The sequence below is a fragment of the Rhizobium leguminosarum genome (assembly GCF_001679785.1).
Lineage (GTDB): Bacteria > Pseudomonadota > Alphaproteobacteria > Rhizobiales > Rhizobiaceae > Rhizobium > Rhizobium leguminosarum_R.
In genome coordinates this window covers 528313-551574 of sequence record NZ_CP016290.1, presented here as the reverse complement: position 1 = coordinate 551574, position 23262 = coordinate 528313, and the positions used below count along the sequence as shown (strand labels likewise).

Sequence of the window (23262 nt, the reverse complement as noted above, 5' to 3'; positions counted from 1 at the left end):
CAGTCGGGATTGGATTGGCCGTCGAAGGGAACGTATGCGGCAAGAGGCCGCTCTTCGACACCATAAAACCTAGGCCGATGTCGACCTCGTTCGCCTAAAATGCGGGACAGAATGTTTTACACAGCCGCTCTGTTGAGCAAAGACGCGTAGTTTCTAGCTTCATACTATACCTCAGAAGCAAGCGCTAAAGTAAAGGTCCTTCCCAATATTTTATTTGCATAGGCGCGCTGAAGGCCAAGGGACGGTCGATTTCACGGCCACGACCCGTTCCCATGCACATGGCTCAGCCGCGGCCGAACAAGCTAAGGAGGTGCAGCCAAGCCCGATTCCACCAGCGGGATTTGCGGTTCATATCGCGGTAGTAGGCCTCGCGCCGGCGATGGTCGGACTTAAGCGCTACCACGGTCTGGGCAGCACTCATGGACCGCAACCAGTCGACCCGCCCGTCGGTAATGAAATAGTGCGAGTTGCAAGGCAGCTGCCCGCTGCCGATCGAAGGTCGAACCGTCGGCTTGCCATTGCGTTCTGTGACCTTCCAGCCAGCCGGACCAAGCGAGACAGGCACCTTGCTGCCGCAGCCGCATGCGCAAAGGTGCATCGCGATCTTGTACTCGTCGGAGACATACAGCACGCCGGACTCCAGCGCCGCTGGCACATAATGGACCCTGGCCAACCGGAAGTCACTCACGCATTAGGCTCCACAAACAAGTGGGGCAGGGTGGTGTTCATCAGAAGATTGTACGCGGGCAGCCCCTGGGCGTAAAATCCGCAATGCTGCTTGTAGGCGAGCACGGCGATGCTGGCGTTCATGGCGTTGAGTTCAGCGATCTGGATGTTGGCTCGGTACTCGTGGCCGGGCGGATCGCTCAGCGGCACCAATTGCTTGGCCCGGACCTCTTCGGCATTCTCGGGTTTCAAGACCGTCGTACGGATCATGCCGGCGAGCGCGCCGTTCTGGCGCACGAGGCCCATCCCGACATCGATGAATGGAATTCCCAGGCGAATCAGGAGGTCGAAGATTTCCGCACGAGCCGTGCCGCTGTCAACACAGACGAAGGCGAAGGTCACGCCGGCGAAATCAGCTTCGCAATTGCTCTCTATAGCCTTGGCTTCCAGATGCAGACCCTTGCGGAAGGTCTGGTACCGGTTCTGATACACTTCAGGCTTAGGCTTGCCGAGTTCGTCTGCCGACAGCTGCCCAGGCGAGCGGAAGGCGTTGTGAACATGGAAAGGCTTGGGGTCATAGCCTCTGATCTCGACGACATTGGTCTTCGTGAGATAATCCAGAACATAGGCGCCGGTGCCGCCCAGCCCGATAACCGCGACGATTTCGCTGGCGAACTTGGCAGCGAGGTCGCCGATCAGGGCCCGGCTTGTCAGCGTGTCGCGGAAATGGAAGACGCTTTCGAGCCCGGCGTCGTCATCAACGTTGAAGGTGAAAGGGTCGGCCTCCGGATAGCGGTGGCGCGCGGGTCCAGAGACGATCGACAGGTAGTGCTCGATCTTGGTGTAGAAGTCCGGGAGCCCCCCCGGCGGCTTGTTGGAAAACGACCGCTGCACGACGACGTCGCTCTTGGCCAGCGTTACTTCGGCAGCTCCGCCGCCGAGCGACGGGATCGGGTTGCCATCGAGGCCATGAGGCACGCCACCGGCGAAGAAGATCTGATGGTCGACAGGCTCGACCCGCGAGCCGTCAATATCCTTGAGCACGGTCACAATCGCGCCCCAGCACAGGTTCCCCTCGGCGTTGAGGTACGGGATGTCCATGACGACAAGGAAATTGCTGTCGAACCGAAGCGCGAAGCCCCGGTCGATCAGCTTTTGGATGTCGGGATTATGATTCGCTAGTTGGAATAACATGGAAGTCCATCCCGTCCTTGGCTTTGACCGAGCCGGCGGGGGCTAAGGTGCCCTCCTTGGGCTTGTCACCGCGGGTGTAGGTGACGGAGTAGACCGTCTGCGGATGCTGCGGATAGGTCGGGTCGAAATAGGTCACCACCTCGGCATAGGTCAGCTCGTCCTTTTTTGGCACCTGATGCGGGGTGCCGTTCACCACGATGGTGATGGTCTTGTCGTGACCACCCTTCTTGTCATCATTGTCAGTCATTCTATGTTTCCTTCTGTTAGCCCTTGGATGGGTAGGGGTCGTTGCCGTACAAGTTGGAGCCGCCCGTTGGGCCGATGGATCGCCACCTCGCTATGCTGGTTGATGGCGATGTCCGGCGCCGATGCGATGGCATCGGCCTGGGTCGGGTGCAGGGAAGTCGCCCGACGTTGCCGGCGCCGAGCACCTGTGAGCCGCAGCAGTGTCCAGCATAGCTCGTGTCCTTTCCCGCGTCTGGCGGTGCTTGCGTTTCACCCTGGCCGGTGGCCCACCGATTGAATAGCCGCCTCATCAAATGAGACAGCGCCGCGGCCTATGGCATCAGGCGTGACGAGACCGACATTATCTAACTTGGTCATCTTCAAGATTCGTTGTTTCCGGACGCGTACGCTGGTGCAAAATCTGTTTCGTCGACAAGGAACTTTACCAGATCCGCCGCCCACACCCCGTTTGAGCAACAGATCGGGGCACCCTCCTGATCGACATCGATTTTTTGCGTGCAGATAACCCAACGCGATCTCGGTTGCCGAAGAAGGCGAGCTTCGTCGTCAGTAGGCGGTCGAGCGGTGATGGCCGTAGAAAGGCGCGTGTAGTCCGAAACGCCATATTCGGCGAGAACTTCGGTCATCGTGTGCAGTTGAGCTCGTTTCTCCGCGAGCAAGGGAAAGCGTCGAAAAGGGTAATAAACCTCGTTCAGAGACACCACTACGCCTTCTGCGAGCATACGGCTTCGCATGAAGATAACGGCGTCATTCGACCGCAGATGCAGGATAGCTGCAATCTCCTCCGTGGCCGGGACGATGTCCGAGCCCAGGAGTTCATGTCCGGGTTCAAGGCCCTGTGATCGAAGGTTCTGCGAAAATCGCGTCCGTTTGGAGATTTTGAAGCTTAAGAATCGCTCGTGAACGAAAGTGCCGCGACCTTGCTCGATCCGGACCAGCCCTTTTTCCTCAAGCGTCGCCATGGCACGACGCACCGTATTGCGACTAACGTTGAATCTTTTCGCTAGGTCCGGTTCGGTCGGTAGTCTCGACCCGCCCGGATACATGCCAGTCTCGATCTCTGCTTCCAAAGCTTCACCGACTTGATGCCAAAGAGTTGTACCGGTTCTCGACACGGTTATTCCTTTCAAAAGCTGGAACGTACCAATGAATAATTCGCGCGTTAGGCGGTCGTTCCTGAAATTAATCAACCTGGGATACCGTTGGTTGGACTCACTGTATGTGGAAGATAACAGTAAATCAATAGGATGAAACGATTGACCTCGGCCTTCGTCCAATGAGTCTTCTTCGAGAAGAAAAATTTGAAAACGTCATCTAACTGTTAGATTCATTCCATAGATGGAACGTCTGAACGATGAACCAAGGTGGCCGATCATGAAGAATATTCTTTTGACTACTTTTGTTGTGATTGCATCCACCGCGGCGGCTACGACCTATGCGCGGGCTGGCGACCGCCCTCAGCTGGTGATTGGTCTCAATGATCAACCCGCCAAGCTTGAACCGGCAGACGCCCCCTTGTCTGTGGACATGCGCGTAACATACTCAGTGTTTGATACACTTATTCGACGGGACTATGCATCAGAACAGACCGCTGGCCACGCTGTCCTGATTCCTTCTCTTGCAACCGCATGGAAAAGGATCGACGATCGAACGATCGAACTCAAGTTGCGGCAGAATGTCAAATTCCACAACGGTGATACGCTAACGGCGCAGGACGTTGCTTTCACGTTCTCGAAGGAACGTATCTTCGGCGACAAGGCGCTTGTTCCGACCGCGAAGAGATATCTGGGCGACATTGAGGCGGTCGAGATCATCGATCCCGAAACAATACGGATCAGAGCTGCACGGCCCAATCCCGTTCTCGAGCTTCGTTTGGCGGACACGACCGCAGCGGTCGTCAATGAGCGAGCCTATAGGGAGATGGGCGTCAACGGCTTCAAGCGGCATCCGGTCGGAACTGGGCCGGCGAAATTTGTTCAGTGGGATGATGGTGACAAGCTTACCTTCGAGCCTTTCGATAACTACTGGGGCGGCAAGCCGGCCTTTGGCCGTCTAGTCTTCCGCGTCATTCCAGACTCGCAGGCCCGCCTGGCATGCCTCATCAATCACGAGTGCGATTTAATCGTTCAGGTCGATCCCGATCAGTTGAGCACGATCTCTTCGTACGAGTATCTGAAGACCGAAGAAAGTGTCATCGAGAACCTTCAGGTCATTTGGTTTGTTGGCACCGAGCCCTATGTGAAGGACAAGCGGATCAGGCAGGCCCTCAGCCTGTCGATCGACAGAAACCTTCTCGTTCAAGCGCTGTGGTCGGGCAAGACGACCGTTCCCACCAGTTGGCAGATCTCTGCCTTCGGAGACCTGTTCGATCCGCAGCGTCAGGATTTCGTCTTTGATCCGCAGAAAGCAAAACGCCTTCTTGCGGAGGCTGGTTACGATGGCGGTGAAATCCTGATCCGCAACGTCTCTGGATACTACCCCTTCGGCGATCAGATGATCCAGGCCGTTCAGAAAATGTGGCAGAATGTCGGTTTGAACGTCAAACTGCAGATGGTCGAGAATGTGGCGCAGTCCTACCAACCGGGGCGATCGATCGGTACCGGCTCCGTTAGCTTCTTGATGCCGGCGCCTGAGGGCCTAGGATACGCTCTTTTCGAAAAGGGAGGGCTTGCGGAAACAAGACACGGTTTCCAGCCCTCCACGGAGTTCAAGAAACTGGTCGGGACTTTCTATTCAACCGCCGACGGCGCGGTTCGAAAGACGACCTACAAACAAATCCTCGACTATCTCGCGGATGAGATGCCGGCGACAGCAGTCTATATGATGCCTCAGTTCTATGGTGTTTCCACCAAGATCAACTGGCATCCGATCCCCAATTACCCGCTGGATTTCCGACCCGATAGCTTCGCTTTCAAGGTTGGCGAATGAGCCTTGCAGTAGTGAAACCTTTGAGCGAGTTCGACGCGAACGCAGCCTTCGGCTCCTCGCCGTTGCTTCAAGTGCAGAACCTCGCAGTTCTTGTCCCCGTTCGACGGGGGCAAGCCTTTGCCGTGAAGGAAGTCAATCTGGATGTGGAGATAGGTCGGACGACTGCGCTCGTTGGGGAATCTGGAAGCGGGAAGACACTCATGTCGCGGGCGATTTTGCGCCTGGACGCGCCGCCGATCATGGTCAAAGGCTCGATAAAATTCCAAGGTCTTGACCTCCTCAAACTGTCGAACCGGCTGATGGATGATGTACGAGGTCGAAAGATCGGGATGGTCTTTCAGGACCCCCATCGTTCGCTTAATCCAACGATGACCGTTCAAACCCATTTCGTCCATCTCTTGCGTGGTCGGGCGGGAATGAGTGATGCCGCAGCACGACTGGAAGGGAAGCGTCTTTTGGACCAGGTCCAGATTGCGCGGAGCGGCGACAGGCTCCTCTCGTATCCGCATGAGCTGTCTGGAGGGATGAAACAGCGGATCATGATTGGTCTTGCAATTGCGACGAAGCCATCGCTTCTCATCGCGGACGAGCCCACGACCGCGCTGGATCCGCACGTCCAGCTCGAAATACTGACGCTACTTCGCGATCTACAAGCAGAGACACGAATGGCCATTCTGTTGATATCACATGATCTTGCCGTCGTGCGAGAAGTCGCGCACACGGTCGCGGTAATGTATGCCGGTAGGACGGTGGAAACAGGGGCAGCCGACCGCGTCCTGACCGACCCTCGACATCCTTATACCCAAGCACTGCTTAACTCCGCCCCCGATCGAGGCGTTCAAACAGACTGGCTTCCTGCTCTCGATGGAATAGTCCCCGATATCGAGAATGATGTCGTCGGTTGCGCCTTTGCGGATCGGTGCGCCGTTCAGGATCGGATTTGCCGCAACGTCCGCCCGGCGCTTCGGTGGGGCGAAGACGAACGGATGTTTGCTTGCCACCGACCAAATGGAGAATGACGATGGCCGAACCCATATTGAGCGTCGTTGGCATCAGCAAGCGCCACAAGCTCCCCAAGGAGAACCTGTTCGCTAAGTCCAGATCGCTGCAGGTCCTCCAGGACGTGTCGTTTTCGGTATCCAGAGGCGAAGTCCTCGGCATCGTAGGGCCATCGGGTTCCGGCAAATCGACTTTGGCGTCGATCATCGCAGGCGCGGTCCCGTGTGATGCCGGTAACATCCGATTTCGGTCAACCGACATCTCGGACCTCCATGGAGTGGACCGCAGGAGATCGCGCAGGGAGATTGGAATGGTCTTCCAAAATCCTTTCGGTTCCTTGAGCCCTAAAATGGACATCTTATCTCAGGTCGCCGAAGGCTTACATATACATAGGTTGGGAGCAGCGAGCGAACGCAGACAGCGCGCACGCGAAGCTCTACTTGAAGTTGGACTTTCCGAAAGCCTGTTTGACCGTCGACCGAGGCAGCTCAGCGGAGGGCAGGCTCAGCGTGTAGCCCTGGCGCGCTGCCTGGTTTTACGACCAAGTTTTCTGATCCTCGATGAAGCAACAGCGTCGCTCGACGTCTCCGTTAAGGCCGGGATCATAAATCTCATCCGACGTATGCAACGCAATCTCAACATCGCCTGCTTGTTCATCTCTCATGATATTGCGATCGTGGAGCATCTTTGCGACCGGGTAGCCGTGATCTCCGAAGGCAAACTCGTCGAGGAAGGAAAAACGCGCGCGGTTTTCGCAGCGCCGTCTCATCCTACCACCGCAAGTCTCGTTGCCGCTACGCTGAATAACCGTCAGCGCGTCGTCATGGACGACGCACTGCCCAATCCGTCCGAGCGGGAAACCAGCCTTGATCGGCAGAATGTGATCCGGCCGTCTTTCAATGCGGTTGAGCTGGCCTTGAAGGGGGCGTGACCCGTGGCGACCACTCTCCTTGTCAAATCCCTCCGAGGATTGATCACGCTTTGGATTGTCGTCAGCGCCGTTTTCTTCGCGTTGCGAGCCACAGGCGACCCGACAACGATGCTGCTGCCGGATGATACGCCGACTGACATCGTTGAGATGTACCGCCAAAAATGGGGTTTCGATCAGCCCATACCCGTTCAGTATTTCACTTTTCTCGGTGATGTGTTGCGTGGCCATCTGGGGGTCTCCTACGTGGACGGACGCAGCGCAATCAAAGTTGTTTTCGAGCGTTTACCCAGCACACTGCTATTGGGCGCAACCTCCTTCCTGACGGCCATTGTCTTCGGCGTGTCGATCGGAGTGATTGCCGCTGTTTATCATAGAAAAGTCGTTGATCGCTTGATTTCAGCACTGCTTGCAGTCGTCCATGCAATGCCGAACTTTCTGGTCGGACTGCTTCTGATGCTTCTCTTCTCTGTCGCGCTTCGCTGGCTGCCAAGCTCGGGTTATGGGACCCATTGGCACTTGCTCTTGCCGACGATGACGCTGGGATTATGGGGAGGCGCGACGATCGCTCGGGTGACGCGAGCCGCAATGATCGAGGTTTTAAAGGAACCCTATATAGATGCCGCGCGCGCGCGGGGCTTCACCCTGTTCCATCGAGTTGTCCGAGAAGCGTTGCCGAATGCCGCTGTTCCTATCATCACGATTTTGGGCCTGAATGCCGGTCAGCTTTTTGCGGGCGCCGTGATCACCGAAACGATTTTCGCATGGCCAGGCATTGGGCGACTGCTCGTCACTGCGGCAGCGTCGCGCGAAGTGGCAATCGTCCAGGTTATTCTGATTGTCGTGTCGGCGATCATCGTCTCCATCAATCTTATCGCCGACGTCTTGTGCGTCATCGTCAATCCGGCGCTCCGGAAAAGGTAGGTCGCTCGTGTCCCGGCTGCTCTCTTCTATCCGCACTATACCAGCGTCCGACGCTACGTTTGCCGCAAGCCTGGCCATCCTGGCTGCTTTGGCGGTGCTTTCCGCCGGAGCCAGCTACATTGCACCGTCGGGAATCAACGACCAGGATCTCTTGCGGCGTTTGCTCCCGCCGATGTCGCAGAGCGGGGGAGCCACGTTCCTGTTAGGGACGGACACCCTGGGGCGCGGCATTTTCTCGCGTATGTTGTATTCCATGCAAACAAGCCTGTTGATAGGCATCATCGGCACGTTTCTTGGAGCCATGGTCGGGTCGGCCGTCGGCCTTTTTGCGGCGCATTTTGGCGGCATTGTCGAGGAAATCGTGCTGGGCTTGATTGATGTTCAGTCCTCGATTCCTTTCCTGATCATCGCGCTGACAGCCTTGGCGATCTTTGGAGGGGGCATAGCGACCTTCATTGTTATCATAGGCCTGCACGGGTGGGAGACATACGCCAGACTGGTGAGAGGCGCAGTGAAAAGCGCGCTCAATATGGACTTCGTCGTCGCGCTGCGGATCACCGGTGCCGGTGCAACCCGCATCTATGTGCGACACCTTCTTCCGTCCATCATTGGCATCATCATTGCTCAGATGACATTGACATTCCCTGGGGTGGTTCTGCTCGAAAGCGGTCTGAGCTTTCTTGGAATGGGTGTCCAACCTCCAGGAGCCAGTCTGGGCCTCATGGTGAGTGAAGGGCGGGCGGCAATCATGACGCAACCATGGCTCTGTTTGGCGCCAGGTCTGCTGATCTGTCTTCTGTGCCTCCTCATCGCGCAGATCGGCGACCGGCTCGGTGACAAATTCAGTATCGCAAAACACTAGAATTCTCGTGATGATAATCTCACCTTTCGATCTACCTGGCAGGTTCTACAAGGGTAATCTTCATACCCATTCGACAGAGTCCGATGGCATGCTGTCGCCCGCGGACTTGACGGAGGCTTATCGCCTGCGCGGATATGATTTTCTGACAATCAGTGACCACTTCATGGATCGATTTGGTTGGAGCATAACCGACAGCAGACCATTTCAAACCGATACATTTTCGACGCTCATCGGCGCAGAACTGCACGTTCCGCGGACGTCGAAATGGGAGATTTGGCATCTCCTGGCGGTTGGCCTTCCATTGGACTTCGCTCGCCCTTCTGCGAACGAAAACGGACCTGAAATCGCGGCGCGGGCGGCGGCGGCTGGAGCGTTCGTCGGCATTGCGCATCCCGCGTGGTACGGCCTGACCGAGGAGGACGCTAATACGATTACCGCCGCGCATGCCGTCGAGATTTACAACAACAACTGTGAGCTTGGCTTCGACAAGGGTGATGGCTGGGGCTTGCTGGACAATCTACTTCTGCAAGGCCGCCGACTGACAGGCTTCGCGTCGGATGATGCTCACTTCAAATTCCCTGATGCCTTCGGCGGGTGGATCCAGGTCAGGGCCAAGTCCAACGATCCCGCATCCATCCTTTCCAGTTTAAAGCAGGGACATTATTATTCCAGCCAGGGACCCGAAATCCATTCGATCGAAATAACCGCCGATCAGATCATCATCAGAAGTTCGCCGATACAACGCGTTAGCGCGGGCTGGCACGGGAACAAGTCGGTCTGCAGTGTCTCGGCCGATCAGACCCTTACGATTCTGGAGCGGAAGCCCGTGAGTGAAGTTCCGCGCCTGCGTATAACGATTACCGATCGGTATGGCCGCAAGGCCTGGTCGAATCCGATCTGGATGGATACCGTAAGCCTGGAGACCTGACGTCGTTTTTACCTGGTTTCCTCAAATAAATTCGCATTGAACAGGCGATCAAGAGAGCTGCCACACTCGCCAAAAGTCCACTATTGCAACGTACCGGCCGGACGCCCCCGAGACCGTACCGCGGCGCATTGCCTTGCCCAGACTTCAGCCGTGACCGCCTCCCACAGATTGCGGAATCTCTTTTCGTCATATGGCTCGCAATCGGACCTTTTAAGATCGTCGATAACGTGTTTATCGATTGCGGTCCGGAGAAGTGTGGGTCCCGCCAGATAGGTATCAGCAAGCTCGCTTAAGGCATCGGCCAAGGTCTTACGATACTGCCCCAAGCCGTTCTTTCCCGTGCTTGTCTCAACCACACTGCGGGCGGAGATGTTCCGATCACCAACCTGCGGCGAGTTCGGGCCGCCGATCGTCGGCGGCAGCATTTCTCGGCCGATCGAAAGAAAATGAAGCTCGAGTCCAAGTGTTTTCGCGAGCATCTTTTGGGTGGTCGGCTCATCAGTTTGATCCCCGCTTGCGACGACTGCGCCATTGCAAAGGGTTCGTGCTGTGTGGGCGACGAACAACTTCTGCACGTACTCGGCCGCTTCACGCCAAAGCGCATAATGCAAGCAGGTACGAATGTTTCCGCCAGGCTTACCAAGGATTTTGACCACGGCAGGCAGCAATTCCTTAAGGGCGCTGGGGTGGACGATGATTTCGTGATGAACCGTTCCCACACGGGATGCCGCGTCGCGGGCAACAAGGACGCTTGGATCGTCCCTTCCAAGTCCAGCCGAAAATGAATGGAGGGGGACGTCGGCAGCAAAGCAGCGCAACCTGAACGCCAAGTCCTTTGACAGTTTGCGGTCGTCTAAAACCACGGCGGACCACTCCCCTAGGCGCATGCTTTGGATAAGCTGTGCGGTTCTGCCGCCGACCACTGAAATGTTGGTCGGCTTGCATTTATCGGTTTGCTCCCGAGACAACAGGGCAGCGCACTTATCGAATACGAGGACTTCTCCCGGCGGCACCGGCAACCAATCGGCGGCCGCTCCCCCGTTGTCACTGGCAAAGATCAGTCTTCCGTCGCGTTGCTGGTAGGACAAGGGATATGTCCCGGAGGGGTCCCGATAAAGGGTCAGGCATGCATCTCTCATGCTCCAGTGTGCCAAGGAAAAACAGCCAGAAAGCCTCGACACTAAGTCTGCGCCGCCCCGAAGGATGGAGGGTGCGACTTGATCGGCGCTCAGCGGCTGAGCGAGTCCTTCAACGTCGAACGAGGGGCAGCCGCAGATCGCGATAATATAATCGTGGCGTGTAATGAGCGTTGCCTTTTCCGCCGTGCCGAGGCCAAACACGCTACCGCAAATGGAAAAGGCTTCGGGAGCCGCTCCGCCATCGAACAAACACAACGCATCGTCGGTGACGTTGCTCCCCAAAATTCCCCTGAAGGCTGTCATTGGGCTTCTCCATGTTCGCAGCACGTCCAGTGTCTACAATCGATTGCTCGATTGGTCTTGAACACGAGTGCAGGTCAGCCGGTCCTGTTGATCGGCTTTTGAAAATACGCGTCACTTAATATAGATAGAATGCTATCAAGATCTTGATCCCGAACGCCTATCGCGGTTTCGAGGTTGTACCCGGCGAGGCGCTGCAGCGCCGTCACGCCAGCAAGTGACATGTCCGCATATCCCCCGACCTCTTGCAGAGTTTGTGCGCAGTTGCCAAGCTCTTCAGCTCTGCGGCCCGCATGCAGTATCGTCCGCGAGATGAAGATCTGGATGAATTCTTTCCATTGAAGATCCGGGTAGGTTTCTTGGATCGTATCGATGACCTGGTTGCTGACCCCGATTTTTTGCGAGACAGTGAGGGACTCGATGAAAAGGGCTGCCATCCCCTTGAATATGACGCTCCGTAACATCTTGATCGCGCTCGCTTGGCCGACTTCGGGACCGGCTATCCGCACGTTCATTCCGTAGTGCTTGCTGATCGGCATGAGGCGCGCTGCGTGGCGTCCGCTGGCGATAATTGGCGTAGCCTGGCGTAGTTCGGCGACGACGCCGAACAGGGCAGCGTCGACAAAATCGGCTTCGGACGCTTCCGCGAAACGAGCGTTTTCTATTTTCTGCTGCATCGTCACGGAATTGCAGTCTACATATAGATGCTCTGAGGTGAGGTGAGGGGCGACATTTCGGCAAACCTCACCCGCCGTCATCGGTGTGACAGCGCTGAATATGACCGAAGCCCGCGCAGCGAGCTCCTCTGCAGTCGTAACGACATCGATACCCGCCTCGCGGGCGTCTTCGAAATTGCGTTGCGAAATCGTGGGCCTGTAAAGAGCCACGACATTCTCTCCGGTTTTCTCTCGGATTCCGGCTGCCATGGCGCGAACCACCTCACCAAGTCCGATGAACCCGATCACGACACGACACCTCGTTCTAGGACGTTGGGATCGGTGGAGAGATAGTCGGAACGCCGGTCAAGAAAGTTTCGCGCCCAGACCTCGGTGCAGATGGCATTCCAAAGCTTCTGGACCTCGAGCTTGGAGTAAACAGACTTCCCTCCTTGGTGAATGTCCGTGATCTTCGCTGGGTCGAGCAGTCCACGGGCTGCAACGTCTTTGGGATGAAGATATCGATCGACGAGAAAGTTCAGTGTGTCGGCAAACGTCTCATCATAGCGAAGCTGTTGGACACGTTTCTGCCGGCTCGCGACGGCCGTGGGCAGGACCTGATTGGCCGCCTCTCTTAGGATTATCTTGTCGCGCTTTCTTGATACCTTCTGCGAGTCGGGAACTCTCAATGCAAATTCGACGATTCCCCGGTGGCTGAAAGGCATGGCGAGGAGGATGCCGGAATGGGCAGCGATCAAGACTTGAGATCCCATCCGCCCGTCCCAATGCTGCAGCGTCAGATCAAGATGTTCGTACAGCGTCTGTCGGCGGGAAGACGTCCGCCATAGATCAGGCGGAAGCGATGACAGGTCTATTTCGGCGCCGCATGGGAATGGTTCGCTTCTCTTTCCCAAAAACTGCCAGACAAGGCGCCAGAAGCCGCGAGGCGTCCCTCCTTCGGCCTCGGCGCGTTCTACTTCGCGAAGCCAGGGCCAGAGCGTTGGAAATGCGTTGGCGCGCCATATGCGCCGGTGCGAAGCCATACCAGCGAATAATGAATCGCTAATATTACCAGAGACCAGTACATCGACGTGATTGCGAGCCTCTTTCCACAGAGAAAATAAGCTGCAACTCTGATCATACCCCCCTGGGTCTTCCATCGCATCCACGGTCGTGTCCAGGAGCGCCGGCAGATCAGCGGGTTCGATCACCAGTTCATGGTGAGCGCTGTTCAGAAACTCGGCGGTCTCACGGGCTCCTTCCATTTCCGGATCTCCTTTTCCGAAACCGACGGTAAAGGAGTGCAATTTTCGATGGCCCAAATGACGGCTCACAAGGGTGGCCATGAACGCAGAATCAATCCCGCCGCTCAAGGACATCCCCACACGCCGGTCTCCGGCAAGAGCAATGATCCTCTCGACTCCGGTCTCGATCTCAGACACGAGAGCACCAGGCGATACCGGAACGATCGGAGGATTGTCGATTGCAGCTTGCGGATAGAACCTGTGCGCTTCGAGCGTTCCGCCCTTCAATACCATGCAGGTTCCGGGGAGCACCGGTTTGATTCCACCGAAGAAGGTTCTTCCTGCCGGTACCCATCCGCGCGAGCAGAATGAGCTGATTGAGACCCTGTCGGGTTGAGCGGGAACGGCTTCGTATGCCAAGAGGGCTTTATACTCTGACGCGAAGATCGAAAATTCTGCCCCACAGGAGAAATAAAGCGGGATCGTTCCAAACGCGTCGCGAGCGAGATAAAGCCGCTCGCTCATGCCATCCCATATGGCGACAGCAAACTGACCGTCCAAATCTGCGAGCGCCTCGAAACCAAGATCGCTGAACGCTCTGGCCAGCTCACCGGCGCCGACAGCGGCAATAGTGCCGCCGCGAGTGAGCCGGAAGGGCATGCCGGCGATGGCCGCGACCACCTGTCCGTGGCGGCCGCAACCGCCCGGGTCTTGCCCCACGGACCCGAGCCCTCCACTTGCCAAGATCTCGCGGGCCTTCTCCCTGCCGTGGTGATCGAGAAGCCGTTCCATCTTAAGTAGGACCGCTTCGCGCTTAACACCGAAGAGACCGTAAATTGCAGCCATCTTAGACTCTCGTTCGTTATCTTCGCCTCGCAAAGCCGAGGCCTAGTTGCGGATTTGGTTCGGACTTCCTGGGCAAAGATCTGAGGAAGAGCCACATCCCTTAAGACACTGACGTGCTGTTCAGTCACCGCCCGATCAGCCGCACACGGTCATGCCGACAGTCCCCGCATGAGCAGGAAGCTCGAGGCGGAAATCGCAAAAATGGAAATTGCGGCGTACATCGCGCCGTTTGGCGGCGGCACGCGGATAGACGCAACGTGCGCACCCGCTAACAACAGAAACCCAATGTTTGTCATTGTTTGAAACAGCTCCGGAGGCAGAAGCGGTTTCACCAGGAATACAAGTGCCAAAAGCGGGACGTCGTATGACAGAGGCACGCCGAGGAACCGGCCGTCCTCGGATCGCCCGAAATTTGCAAAATAGCTTAGCCGGATTGCGCCGGCCAATAGCAGGGCAGTGGCGGTGCTGAACGAAAGAACAGATTTGTCACTGAGTTGGATGATGACGACTGCGGGGAGCACCGCGCCGTAGATGATATCGCCGAAGCCATCAAGGCTCTTGCCGATTTTAGCAAAGTCTGGACGGCGGTTTCTTGTGCGGCTTGCGACAATGCCGTCCAGATGGTCGGCGAGGACCGCCCAAAGGGCAGCCGCCATGGCAATTTCGAGACGGTCCGACACAGCCATGAAAAGGCTGATCGCCGAAAACAACAGTCCGCTCGTTGTGATGGCGTTGGCGGGATCAATGAGGTAGCGCAGCATTGATCAGCCTCCTTATTCTGCCGCCACGACGGCAAGGCCATCCGAAGCGGCGGGGCGCGAGAAAATTGACTCTGCGATGCGGAGGTCCTCAGCGCTATCGATTTCATACCATCTGAGATCATCGCAACGCGCAGCCGCCATACGCAGCCCACGCCGTTCGATGAGATTGGCGAAGAGTTCCTCCGTGTAGGCCTTGACGGCTCCGGTCCCGATCAATTCGTCGAGGAAGGGCACGATCTTGGCGCGAAGATCCGCGGAGCACAGACGGATCAGGTTCATCGTCTTGAAGAGCCGTGGCGCCCCGTCGATCAGGTTTGCGGCCGTCTGCTTCATGCGCACTTCCGCGATGTAGCCGTCGTCGGAGAGAGTGACGGCGGAGCCCTCCATAGAGGCGTCGAAAGGTGCCACTGCTGATGTGTTTGCCGCGTCGCCCATCAGCAGCGCGCGCAGTGCATCGACTTCGAAGAAGACGTCACCCTCTACCAGATAGCAGTCCCCCTGAAGCAGGGTTTCGCGCGCCAGCCAGAGCGAATAAGCGCTGCCGGTCTTGTCGAAGACGCTCGACTCCATGTAGTTGATTTCCAACTGGCCGAAGCGTTTGCCGCATGCATACTGGATCGCATCCTTGCGATAGCCGACGACGATCGTGACCTCTTCGACGCCGACTTCCTCCAGGTTACGCAGCGCGTTGTGGAGGATCGGCGTTCCATTGACCTCGACCAGCGGCTTGGGGCGCAGATCGGTCAAGGGCCGCAGGCGGGACCCGAAGCCGGCGGCAAGAATAACGGCTTTCCTCGGACGGTAGTTGTTCATTTCCTTCCCCTTTTTTGAATAGTGTGGGACGACGGCGTCATTCTCAGGCGTTGAGGACATCGACGAGCCGAGAGAGGCCGGCCTCGAGTTTTTCGGGCGGGATGCCATAGGAGAGCCGAAGGCCAGCGGGATCACCGAATACGGTGCCGGACACCGCCGCAACGCCGGCTTCGGAGAGAAGCGAATTGACGACTTCGTCGGCGGTTACGGCGGCCCCGTTCATCGACGCCGGTTTCAACAGATCCGAAAGGTCGAGATAGAAGTAGAAGCCGCCCTGCGCCTTCGGAACGGGAACCCGCGTCAGCGACGAAAGCGCATTGAGCCCTACCTGGCGGGCGCTCGCAAGCTGCGAGCGCAACTTGCTCTCGTAGGTACCGTCTCCCCCCTGCAGATGGGCCAACACGGCGTGCTGGGCAATCACATTGGGATTGGACGTCGTGTGCGACTGCAGGGCCTTGACGGCATTGATCACCTCCTTTGGGCCGGCGAGATAGCCGATCCGCCAGCCGGTTAGCGCCAGGGATTTGCTGAAAGCATTGACGATCAGCGTGCGCGCCCGCACCTCCGGCACCACCGACACGATCAGGTGATGCCTGTGATCCCCATGCACGAAATCGCCGTAGCACTCATCGAAGACGATCCAGAAATTGCGGTTGATTGCGAGTTCGGCAATGCCGATCAGCGTCTGGACGTCATAGACGGCGCCTGTCGGATTATTCGGCGTGTTGATGACGATCGCCCGCGTCCGGTCGGTCACGGCTGCCTTGATGTCCTCGAACCGCGGCACGTAACCGTTGGAACGGGTGTCGACGAAGACCGGCGTGCCGCCGGCAATCAGGACCTGGGCGGGGAAGGTCGTCCAGTAGGGTGCCGGGATGATGACCTCGTCGCCGGGGTTGAGCAGAACCATGGCCGCATTGAAGAGCGCCTGCTTCGCGCCGGAGGTGACGGCGATCTCCTCGGCCTTCCAGATCTGGCCGGTATCGAGGGATACTTTTCTGGCGAGCGCCTCGCGCAGCTCCATCATTCCGACGGTATCCGTGTAGCGGTTGACGCCCCGATTGATCGCCTCGATCGCACCCTCACGAATGGTCGGAGCGAGATCGCTCCAGATCTCGCCGGCGGTCAGATCGATGATCTCCTTGCCGGCGTCGGCCGCCGCCTTTGCGGCTGCGCGTGCGGCAGCCGTTCCCGATGAACCGAACAGGTTTGTCCGTTGCGCAAGCATGTGCGCGCCCTCCACGACGATTGTTTGTTGGAATAGTGACGACGCCGTCCGGCGACCGTTACGGCTTCTGCTTGGGAAGATAGAGCTCTTCGGCCTGGGCCAGTTCGTCATATCCGACCAGGCTGAAGAGCTCGTCGAGGCCGGCCACCTGGTCTTCTATCCCGGCAATGCTCTCTTCCGATTGGATGCGACCGCAGATGTCGCGCATGCCGGCAATGGCTGCCCGCATTGTGTGATTGGCCCAGATGACCGTTGAGATTCCGGCCTTGCGGTAGGCATCAACCGGCGTTCTGTAATATTTCGTCGGCACGATCACGACCGGCAGCTTGTTGTTCCATTCCTTTGCAAAAGCCAGGATCTCGTCGGCAACAGCCTTGCGGGAATGAATGAGAATGGCGTCCGCGCCGGCCTTTGCATAGGCGTGAGCCCGTGTCAGGGCTTCGTCCAGGCCATGGCCGGCGATGAGCGCCTCGATACGGGCCACAAGGACAAAGTCGGGGCCGGTCGTATCCTTCACGGCTTTCAGACGGCCACAGAATTCGTCAATCTCGGCCAGCGGATGCCGGTCGCCGACGAAGGAGTTCATCTTCGGGAAGTCTTTATCCTCGATCGCGACGCCCGAAGCGCCCCGTTGTTCGAGCTTTTTGGCGAGCAACCTGGCATTGTTGAAGTTGCCGAAACCGCTATCGCCGTCGACGAGGACCGGAATATTGGTGGCATCGACCATGCGTTCGACGACATCGACGACCTGCGTCCAGCTTGCCTCATTGGCGTCGCGATAGCCGAGCGCCGAAGAGATGGAGAGACCGGAGGCCCAAAGCCCGCGGAAGCCTGCCCGTTCTGCGACCGCGGCCGAGAGGCCGTCATGGGCTTCCATCAGGAAAGCCAGGTCGTTGGAGAGAATAAGTTCGCGAAGGGATGTCGACGATGTGCTCATCGGTAAGACTTCTGCATTCATCGGAAATGAAATTGTTTTGTTCATTGTCATAGCTCCTTCATAAAACTCAGAGTCTGACTCGAAAAGGTTTCAACGATATCCGTACCTTGCCAAGCGTCGTGTCAGGACCCGGATGTGGGCGATAGTGATCCAGGCCTCGGCTGAGGCGACGGACTTTTCCCAATCCTTCGCCAATCGTCGGCATCTGCCAAGCCATGCGAAGGTGCGCTCCACTACCCAGCGACGCGGCAGAACCTCGAAGCCCTTGGCCTTGTCGGTCCGCTTGACGATCTGGAGAGTGAACGCAGCGATCTTTTGCAGTGCGCCCTTCAGCTTCGGTCCGGCATAACCACCATCGGCGAAGATATGTCTCAGCCACGGCCAGCGCTTGAGAATGGTTTTGAGAACGGCAGATGCACCATCGCGATCCTGAATATCGGCGCTGTGAACCATGAGGCCGACCATCAGTCCGAGCGTGTCGACGACGATATGACGCTTGCGTCCCTTTATCTTCTTGCCCGCGTCATAGCCCGAAATTCCGCCGCTTTCCGTGGTTTTCACGCTTTGACTGTCGATCACGCCCGCAGACGGCGAGGCTTCCCGACCTTCCAAGTCACGCGCCTCCATCACAAGATGATGGTTGATCCGACCCCATAACCCTGTCGCTCGCCATTCATAGAAATAGGACTGCACAGTTGTAAAAGGTGGAAAATCTCTGGGCATCATCCGCCACTGGCACCCCGTCGTGGCGATGTAAAGCAACGCATTCACGACCTCGCGAAGATCGGTACTGCGCGGCCTGCCCAACCGCCTCGGTCCAGGCAGGCAAGACGAGATCAATCCCCACTCCCGGTCCGTCAGATCGCTTGCATACCGCACTGTGCGTCGGGCATATTGCCGACGGGTGAAATCTGTCCAGCCCATTGTGGTCTCCGTTCGTCCTAAGCAAACAAACAGAATCACAACTGGCTGATTTCACTCAACTCTTTTTCGGTCAGGCTCTCAGGTTTGATGAAAAATCGCGGTCGACGCAAGTATATTTTCGGATATACCAGAATATACTGTGATATATTTCGGTATAGTTGGCGTGATTCCGTGAAATTAACCGCTAAATCAACCACTTATGAGGGAGCTATATTTGAATTTATATCCGAATATATTTGCATCTCGATCGCCAGGGCTGCCACCGCCGGCAAATGTTAAAGTCTCGGGCTTCCGAGCGGGAGGTTGAGCAGAATGTGGGGTTGTCGCGCACAGAACAGATGTGATGCCATCGGGCACGCCAGTTGCCGCGGATCTTGACGTAGGTCTCATCGACGCGAACAGAGCCGCAATGTGGCCGGCGAAACAGGCGAAGCCGCTTTTCGATTATCGGCAAGTAGGATATTTGTATCGGGCCATCGACAAACACGGAAATCCGGTGGATTTCCTGTTGACAGCCAAGCGGGATCTCGATGCCGCCAAGCGGTTCTTCCGCAAGATGCTGAAAGACGAGCCCTGCTGGCACCGACAAAGATCGGCACTGACGGTGCCAATACGTTCCCATCGACGATCAAAACGTCGGTTGACGATGGGCTTCTCCATCCGGACCCGGTGCATTATGTCACCAAGCATCTTCAGCAGGGCATCGAGAGCGACCATTTCCGGGTGAAAAAGAACATGCCCCAAATCGGTGGCTTTCAATCTTTCAAAACCGCGCGGCGAACGATCGCGGGTTTCGAGGCGATGCTATGGCTGAGGAAAGGCTTTGGCTTTTCAGGTGATTGGACTGCCAACGACCAGAACGATCTGCTTGCGCGCCTCTTCGGACTTCAAAAGGTTAACAAAGTCTGAAATCCGCACCTTGTAGGGGACAATCGCAGCGGGCGAAAATCTTTGCGACAAGCCCGTCGAGCTTCACTGCAGCGACTCGATCACGGGCGCCGTGTACTATCTCGTTCCACCACTTGGAATCCGACGTCGACTATCTGGGAGTAGGTGTGGTTGCCTTGAAGCCGGTTGACGATAATTTCTGCAGCTCTTCGACCAAGGCCCACCCGGTCGACTTTCACGGTTGTCAGGGAAGGATTTGTCGACGCTGCTATGGGGAGGTCGTCAAAACCCGCAATAGCAAGCTGCTCGGGAACATTGATCCCTCGCCGTTGGCACTCCAATAAGCCTCCGACGGCCATGACATCAGTAGCGAACGTCAGGGCTTCCACATTGATGTTGGACGCCAGCGCCAGCCGGACGGCCTCCGCTCCGCCATCGAAACTATTTTCACAGCGGATGACGTCCGCTTCGACTTCAGTCCCCGTAGAGGTCACCCAACGGAAACCCGCCAAGCGGTCATCGATACGGTCGTTGAAGTCTTTGGTGACAGTCACGTGCCAGACGCGGCGATAACCACGAGCAATGAGCAGTCTTGTCAGATCGACGCTGGCATCGAAATTGGAGTATCCAACGACAGCGTCGATAGGAGAATCGGTCAAGTTGCTCCCTTCTACAACGGGGATTCCCGATTGCTGCAAAATAGTGCGTACGGCCTCCGTATGACGGACCCCTGTGATATAGATGGCATCGGGCCTCCGAGCCAGAAAGGCTTTGACGGCCTGCAGTTCGACTTGGTCCGAATACCCCGATGCCCCTATCATCAACATCATGTCGTGCTTATGCAGGACATCGGCCATGCCCTGTAATATTTCAGCATGCTGCGTGTAACCAATCACCGGGATTATTGCGGCGACCAAACGCGTTCGATTAGCTGCCAAACTCCGAGCTACCTCGTTGGGAACGTAGCCGAGTTCATCAATAATGGCCCGGACCTTTTGTCGCGTTGCGGCCGAAACCTTAGCCGAACCATTCAAAACTCGCGAAACCGTGCCAACGCCGACCTCCGCCCGTTTAGCGACGTCTGACAACCGAACCGTGCTGTCCAACTAGACTTCCTCCTAATACCGAGCGTGATGGAATCGATAAATCAATCCCCCAAACTACCAATAGCGAATCCGTGGAAGCGCTTCCAACATTTTCTTGACGAGGAAGCGAAAGTCGAAATATGTATCATGGAAGCGCTTCCACGTCAGGAGCGAGAGAATATTATGTGCATTGAATCACGCGAACTACTGACTATGGAGATAAACATGGCGTTGCGTCTAGGGTCCCCGGCTCCTTCGCTTAAAGTGCCGTACGGGGTGCTTGGCGAGCCGCTCACGCACTTCCAGTCCGGCTCATTGTCGGAAAGTTCGGTTATTTCTCGAGTATGATTCCCGTCCACAATGCGAGCATGTATGCCGCGGTACGCTATGGAGGAGAATTTACATGCCAACGCCAGGAGTGGAGCTGCAGCTCAATCTTCTTTGAATAACAGAACCCATGCTCCGAGGAGAACGCATGTATAAGCAGCACGAAGATAAACCAGGATGGGCCCGGTCCAAGGCCAATAAAGCCTATAAAGGATTGAAGAAGCTTGTTGTCGATTTTCAGGTGCCCCCTGATACGCGACTCGATCCGAGTGCAATCAGCGATCTCCTTGAAACCAGCGTTACCCCGGTGCGCGAGGCATTGATTCAGCTCGAAACCGAAAATTACATCGTGGGCTCTCCGCGCAATGGCTACTACACCAAGAAACTCGATACAAAGAAAATCTCGGATGAATATGGTGTTGCCAACACAATCCTCCAGCATGTTATTAGAGAAAACCTAGATGAGCATTCTAGGACGTGGCCGGTGCTTCCAACGATCCCCAGGTCTGACGACTATGACTTGTTCGGGCAGTTCCTCGAGGTATTTTATGAAGGGGTCGCAGAGGCTGGGAACAACGGAAGAATGCTTGACCTCGTTCATGAGTTCAACATTCGGACGAGATACATTCGCTTTTTGGACTTGCAACGGCCGGAGCGTCTATCGTATATCAGAGATGAAATGAACGAGCTTTTGGAGCTTATTGATAAGCGAAACAAGAATGGGGCGATCGCAAATGTTGATCGGCAATTGAGAGCGATAATTTACTGCGTTCCTGATCTTGTGCTGGAGGGTAATCTTCGTGCCCGGAATAAGAAAGAGAGCTGGTCGCAGACATTGTTGTCAATGGCGGAGTAAAAACCGGCCACGCGGCGGCGCAGAAGTCGGCCACCTCGGCGCGCGCGCATGAGGAAGTAAGTGTGTCAGTCAGCATCCAAAATTCAAAATTCACCCCTTATCGGCATCCAATTTTTGCACGCCGAAACACATCCTAGTTTTCCTCTGCCGATGTGATCTTCTCGCTGAGGTCCTTATCCGTCGAGCGCACGCGTCTGCGCTAAATACGTGAGCTCACTTGCTTAGCCCCTGGATTCGGAACTCGCCTTACCTGCAGTCGTCGCGCGCGAAGCCTGCGAGACATAGAACGGGGCGCGGCCCCAAACCTCGGACATGATGTCCATTATCTCTGCATTGGCGGAATTCAGCGATTTCATCGCTTGCTCGTACGACGATCGGCCTACCGCTCCGCTTGAGAGCTCATACAATGATCGGCCTTTGTTCCACGCTTGCCGGATCGCGTCCGACTCCCAGACGGTTGCTGTCAACAGATCATCCCCCAGGGATTCCCGCAACATTGCGATTGACTTCTGCTGTGAGACATCACGCGGATCGTGCCTTGTCACCAGATATTTGAAGAAATCATGATTTACGGTCCTCCCAGCCCTTTCGATCAGTGCGACGAAATGCGTGAAAGAGTAGAGGGACGAGGTCATTGACACTATGTCAGGCATCTCAGGGCGGACCGTCACCAGAACGCCGGTTGCTGCTTCATATGCACCCGTGGTCAGAAAGCCTCCATCTCCGCAGGATAGAACGACCACGTCATAATCCGCGTCGACTTCCTGAAGCGCAGACACCATCCTGATGCTAGCGTCCGGGTACCTGAAGTTCTCGCTACGGAAGCGTCGGCCACAGTCCTCTTCAAAAAAAGAGAGCTCGGCAGAACCCGGAACGAGATCAAGACCATCAAAAGGGGTGGGTTGGATTACGGACCGGATACTATCCTGATCGTCATCAAAGCGTATCGCCGCATAGATGCTCGCATTGTGGACTGGATAACCAAAGGAGTAATAACCGAACATCCCAGACAACGAGCCGTGCGAATCGAGATCTATAGCGAGAACGCGGAAACCTTGAAGTGCAAGGCCCTGCGCCAGATAAAACGATGTGGTGGTGCTTGCGGGGCCGGCGACTACCGAGATGATCTGCAGCTTATCACCCTCGCGCCGCCGCGGGCAAAACTTCAAAGCCTCTTTCGGACGGGACGAAGCGAGATAGGCACGGAGTTCATTGATCTGTCGAAGCGTATAGGAGCGCCGTCCTGCGGTCCCTAACTCCGGTGTTGGCCCCAGCCCATCAATTGACAACTGGCGCAGATAGCTGCCCGACACACCGAGAATCTCAGCGACCTCGCCCAACGAGAACGAGCGCAAGGACCTGGGGTCTGGAAATGGTGCTCTGGTAGCCACGCCCTGCGCCTTTATGCGAGCCCAGATACTATCGCCATGGCGCTGAACGCGCTCCATTATACGCTCTTGATCGTCCTGTTTCTCAGAATTTGGCATAAATAGCCTCGTGACGGGTTTTGTAATGAATGACGGTTCTATTACGGCCTGGGGTAGACAGCAGTCAATATACTTCGCCTCATTGCTCTATCGAAG

The 23262-nt window shown here is 56.5% G+C and carries 22 protein-coding genes and 2 pseudogenes; 8 read left to right on the top strand and 16 right to left on the bottom strand.

Annotated features, from left to right (window positions below; translation table 11 throughout):
• Window positions 1-283: 283 nt before the first annotated feature.
• The 5 genes from BA011_RS37015 to phnF form a co-directional block, all read right to left on the bottom strand.
• The gene (locus tag BA011_RS37015) at window positions 284-688 is read right to left on the bottom strand and encodes a DUF6527 family protein (RefSeq protein WP_063909727.1); all 405 of its coding nucleotides are present in this window, start codon (window positions 686-688) and stop codon (window positions 284-286) included.
• Entirely contained in the window at window positions 685-1860 is a 1176-nt protein-coding gene (locus tag BA011_RS37010) for a ThiF family adenylyltransferase (protein WP_065284445.1), read from the bottom strand. The genes BA011_RS37015 and BA011_RS37010 overlap by 4 nt, the downstream gene beginning before the upstream one ends.
• Window positions 1835-2107: a multiubiquitin domain-containing protein gene (locus tag BA011_RS37005; protein ID WP_027668162.1), complete on the bottom strand. Its 273-nt coding sequence runs from the start codon at window positions 2105-2107 to the stop codon at window positions 1835-1837. The genes BA011_RS37010 and BA011_RS37005 overlap by 26 nt, the downstream gene beginning before the upstream one ends.
• A complete protein-coding gene (locus tag BA011_RS45775; protein ID WP_387502073.1) occupies window positions 2104-2304 on the bottom strand; it encodes a DUF2188 domain-containing protein in 201 nt (66 codons plus the stop codon). The genes BA011_RS37005 and BA011_RS45775 overlap by 4 nt, the downstream gene beginning before the upstream one ends.
• A gap of 161 nt (window positions 2305-2465) precedes the next feature.
• The gene (phnF, locus tag BA011_RS37000) at window positions 2466-3221 is read right to left on the bottom strand and encodes a phosphonate metabolism transcriptional regulator PhnF (protein ID WP_237352834.1); all 756 of its coding nucleotides are present in this window, start codon (window positions 3219-3221) and stop codon (window positions 2466-2468) included.
• 259 nt (window positions 3222-3480) lie between these two features.
• Here phnF and BA011_RS36995 point away from each other — a divergent pair, with 259 nt between their 5' ends.
• From BA011_RS36995 to BA011_RS36970, 6 genes are all read left to right on the top strand, one after another.
• Window positions 3481-5034, top strand: coding sequence for an ABC transporter substrate-binding protein (locus BA011_RS36995; protein WP_167378989.1), 1554 nt, complete (start codon window positions 3481-3483; stop codon window positions 5032-5034).
• The gene (locus BA011_RS36990) at window positions 5031-6053 is read left to right on the top strand and encodes an ABC transporter ATP-binding protein (RefSeq protein ID WP_081374244.1); all 1023 of its coding nucleotides are present in this window, start codon (window positions 5031-5033) and stop codon (window positions 6051-6053) included. The genes BA011_RS36995 and BA011_RS36990 overlap by 4 nt, the downstream gene beginning before the upstream one ends.
• Before the next feature lie 2 nt (window positions 6054-6055).
• The gene (locus BA011_RS36985) at window positions 6056-6964 is read left to right on the top strand and encodes an ABC transporter ATP-binding protein (RefSeq protein WP_062940132.1); all 909 of its coding nucleotides are present in this window, start codon (window positions 6056-6058) and stop codon (window positions 6962-6964) included.
• Window positions 6965-6967: 3 nt separating this feature from the next.
• Complete coding sequence (locus BA011_RS36980; protein ID WP_063909726.1) at window positions 6968-7885, top strand: ABC transporter permease; 918 nt, start codon at window positions 6968-6970, stop codon at window positions 7883-7885.
• A gap of 7 nt (window positions 7886-7892) precedes the next feature.
• Window positions 7893-8747 (top strand): ABC transporter permease, encoded by an 855-nt coding sequence (locus BA011_RS36975; protein WP_027668160.1) that lies wholly within the window; start codon window positions 7893-7895, stop codon window positions 8745-8747.
• An 88-nt stretch (window positions 8748-8835) separates the two neighbouring features.
• Window positions 8836-9675, top strand: a complete 840-nt coding sequence (locus BA011_RS36970; RefSeq protein ID WP_196764571.1) for a phosphotransferase — start codon at window positions 8836-8838, stop codon at window positions 9673-9675.
• Window positions 9676-9755: 80 nt separating this feature from the next.
• Here the strand turns inward: BA011_RS36970 and BA011_RS36965 are convergent, their stop codons facing one another.
• The 9 genes and pseudogenes from BA011_RS36965 to BA011_RS43625 form a co-directional block, all read right to left on the bottom strand.
• Window positions 9756-11117: an asparagine synthase-related protein gene (locus BA011_RS36965; protein WP_065284444.1), complete on the bottom strand. Its 1362-nt coding sequence runs from the start codon at window positions 11115-11117 to the stop codon at window positions 9756-9758.
• A gap of 74 nt (window positions 11118-11191) precedes the next feature.
• Window positions 11192-12079: an NAD(P)-dependent oxidoreductase gene (locus BA011_RS36960; RefSeq protein WP_065284443.1), complete on the bottom strand. Its 888-nt coding sequence runs from the start codon at window positions 12077-12079 to the stop codon at window positions 11192-11194.
• A complete protein-coding gene (locus tag BA011_RS36955) occupies window positions 12076-13860 on the bottom strand; it encodes an asparagine synthetase B family protein (protein ID WP_065284442.1) in 1785 nt (594 codons plus the stop codon). Before BA011_RS36955 ends, BA011_RS36960 begins: the two co-directional genes overlap by 4 nt.
• Window positions 13861-14009: 149 nt before the next feature.
• A complete protein-coding gene (locus BA011_RS36950) occupies window positions 14010-14621 on the bottom strand; it encodes a CDP-alcohol phosphatidyltransferase family protein (protein WP_027668156.1) in 612 nt (203 codons plus the stop codon).
• A gap of 12 nt (window positions 14622-14633) precedes the next feature.
• Window positions 14634-15434: a phosphocholine cytidylyltransferase family protein gene (locus tag BA011_RS36945; RefSeq protein WP_065284441.1), complete on the bottom strand. Its 801-nt coding sequence runs from the start codon at window positions 15432-15434 to the stop codon at window positions 14634-14636.
• A gap of 43 nt (window positions 15435-15477) precedes the next feature.
• Window positions 15478-16662 (bottom strand): aminotransferase class I/II-fold pyridoxal phosphate-dependent enzyme, encoded by a 1185-nt coding sequence (locus tag BA011_RS36940; RefSeq protein ID WP_065284440.1) that lies wholly within the window; start codon window positions 16660-16662, stop codon window positions 15478-15480.
• Window positions 16663-16720: 58 nt separating this feature from the next.
• Window positions 16721-17599, bottom strand: coding sequence for a phosphoenolpyruvate mutase (gene aepX, locus BA011_RS36935; RefSeq protein ID WP_237352833.1), 879 nt, complete (start codon window positions 17597-17599; stop codon window positions 16721-16723).
• A 90-nt stretch (window positions 17600-17689) separates the two neighbouring features.
• The gene (locus tag BA011_RS36930) at window positions 17690-18523 is read right to left on the bottom strand and encodes an IS5-like element ISRl2 family transposase (protein ID WP_065280995.1); all 834 of its coding nucleotides are present in this window, start codon (window positions 18521-18523) and stop codon (window positions 17690-17692) included.
• Window positions 18524-18877: 354 nt separating this feature from the next.
• Window positions 18878-18986, bottom strand: a pseudogene (locus BA011_RS43625) (IS6 family transposase); the annotation flags it as partial.
• A gap of 33 nt (window positions 18987-19019) precedes the next feature.
• Between BA011_RS43625 and BA011_RS36925 the strand changes: the two are divergent.
• Window positions 19020-19432: pseudogene (locus BA011_RS36925) on the top strand (DDE-type integrase/transposase/recombinase).
• An 80-nt stretch (window positions 19433-19512) separates the two neighbouring features.
• On the opposite strand, the gene BA011_RS36920 reads toward BA011_RS36925, so the two are convergent.
• Complete coding sequence (locus tag BA011_RS36920) at window positions 19513-20517, bottom strand: LacI family DNA-binding transcriptional regulator (protein WP_062940127.1); 1005 nt, start codon at window positions 20515-20517, stop codon at window positions 19513-19515.
• 454 nt (window positions 20518-20971) lie between these two features.
• Between BA011_RS36920 and BA011_RS36915 the strand changes: the two genes are divergently transcribed.
• The gene (locus BA011_RS36915; protein WP_065284439.1) at window positions 20972-21679 is read left to right on the top strand and encodes a GntR family transcriptional regulator; all 708 of its coding nucleotides are present in this window, start codon (window positions 20972-20974) and stop codon (window positions 21677-21679) included.
• 221 nt (window positions 21680-21900) lie between these two features.
• On the opposite strand, the gene repA is transcribed toward BA011_RS36915, so the two are convergent.
• Window positions 21901-23166 carry a plasmid partitioning protein RepA gene (gene repA / locus BA011_RS36910; protein ID WP_065284438.1) on the bottom strand — a complete coding sequence of 422 codons (1266 nt, stop codon included), beginning with the start codon at window positions 23164-23166 and terminating at the stop codon, window positions 21901-21903.
• Window positions 23167-23262 lie beyond the last annotated feature (96 nt).

Excerpts from the sequence above, each read along its gene's own strand:
- BA011_RS36970 (WP_196764571.1), top strand. The coding sequence starts at position 8,836 with ATGCTGTCGCCCGCGGACTTGACGGAGGCTTATCGCCTGCGCGGATAT.
- BA011_RS37010 (WP_065284445.1), bottom strand. The coding sequence starts at position 1,860 with ATGTTATTCCAACTAGCGAATCATAATCCCGACATCCAAAAGCTGATC.
- BA011_RS36940 (WP_065284440.1), bottom strand. The coding sequence starts at position 16,662 with ATGCTTGCGCAACGGACAAACCTGTTCGGTTCATCGGGAACGGCTGCC.
- BA011_RS36930 (WP_065280995.1), bottom strand. The coding sequence starts at position 18,523 with ATGGGCTGGACAGATTTCACCCGTCGGCAATATGCCCGACGCACAGTG.
- BA011_RS36965 (WP_065284444.1), bottom strand. The coding sequence starts at position 11,117 with ATGACAGCCTTCAGGGGAATTTTGGGGAGCAACGTCACCGACGATGCG.
- BA011_RS36950 (WP_027668156.1), bottom strand. The coding sequence starts at position 14,621 with ATGCTGCGCTACCTCATTGATCCCGCCAACGCCATCACAACGAGCGGA.
- BA011_RS36985 (WP_062940132.1), top strand. The coding sequence starts at position 6,056 with ATGGCCGAACCCATATTGAGCGTCGTTGGCATCAGCAAGCGCCACAAG.
- BA011_RS37005 (WP_027668162.1), bottom strand. The coding sequence starts at position 2,107 with ATGACTGACAATGATGACAAGAAGGGTGGTCACGACAAGACCATCACC.
- BA011_RS36945 (WP_065284441.1), bottom strand. The coding sequence starts at position 15,434 with ATGAACAACTACCGTCCGAGGAAAGCCGTTATTCTTGCCGCCGGCTTC.
- repA (WP_065284438.1), bottom strand. The coding sequence starts at position 23,166 with ATGCCAAATTCTGAGAAACAGGACGATCAAGAGCGTATAATGGAGCGC.
- BA011_RS36955 (WP_065284442.1), bottom strand. The coding sequence starts at position 13,860 with ATGGCTGCAATTTACGGTCTCTTCGGTGTTAAGCGCGAAGCGGTCCTA.
- BA011_RS36990 (WP_081374244.1), top strand. The coding sequence starts at position 5,031 with ATGAGCCTTGCAGTAGTGAAACCTTTGAGCGAGTTCGACGCGAACGCA.
- BA011_RS36995 (WP_167378989.1), top strand. The coding sequence starts at position 3,481 with ATGAAGAATATTCTTTTGACTACTTTTGTTGTGATTGCATCCACCGCG.
- aepX (WP_237352833.1), bottom strand. The coding sequence starts at position 17,599 with ATGAGCACATCGTCGACATCCCTTCGCGAACTTATTCTCTCCAACGAC.
- BA011_RS36915 (WP_065284439.1), top strand. The coding sequence starts at position 20,972 with ATGTATAAGCAGCACGAAGATAAACCAGGATGGGCCCGGTCCAAGGCC.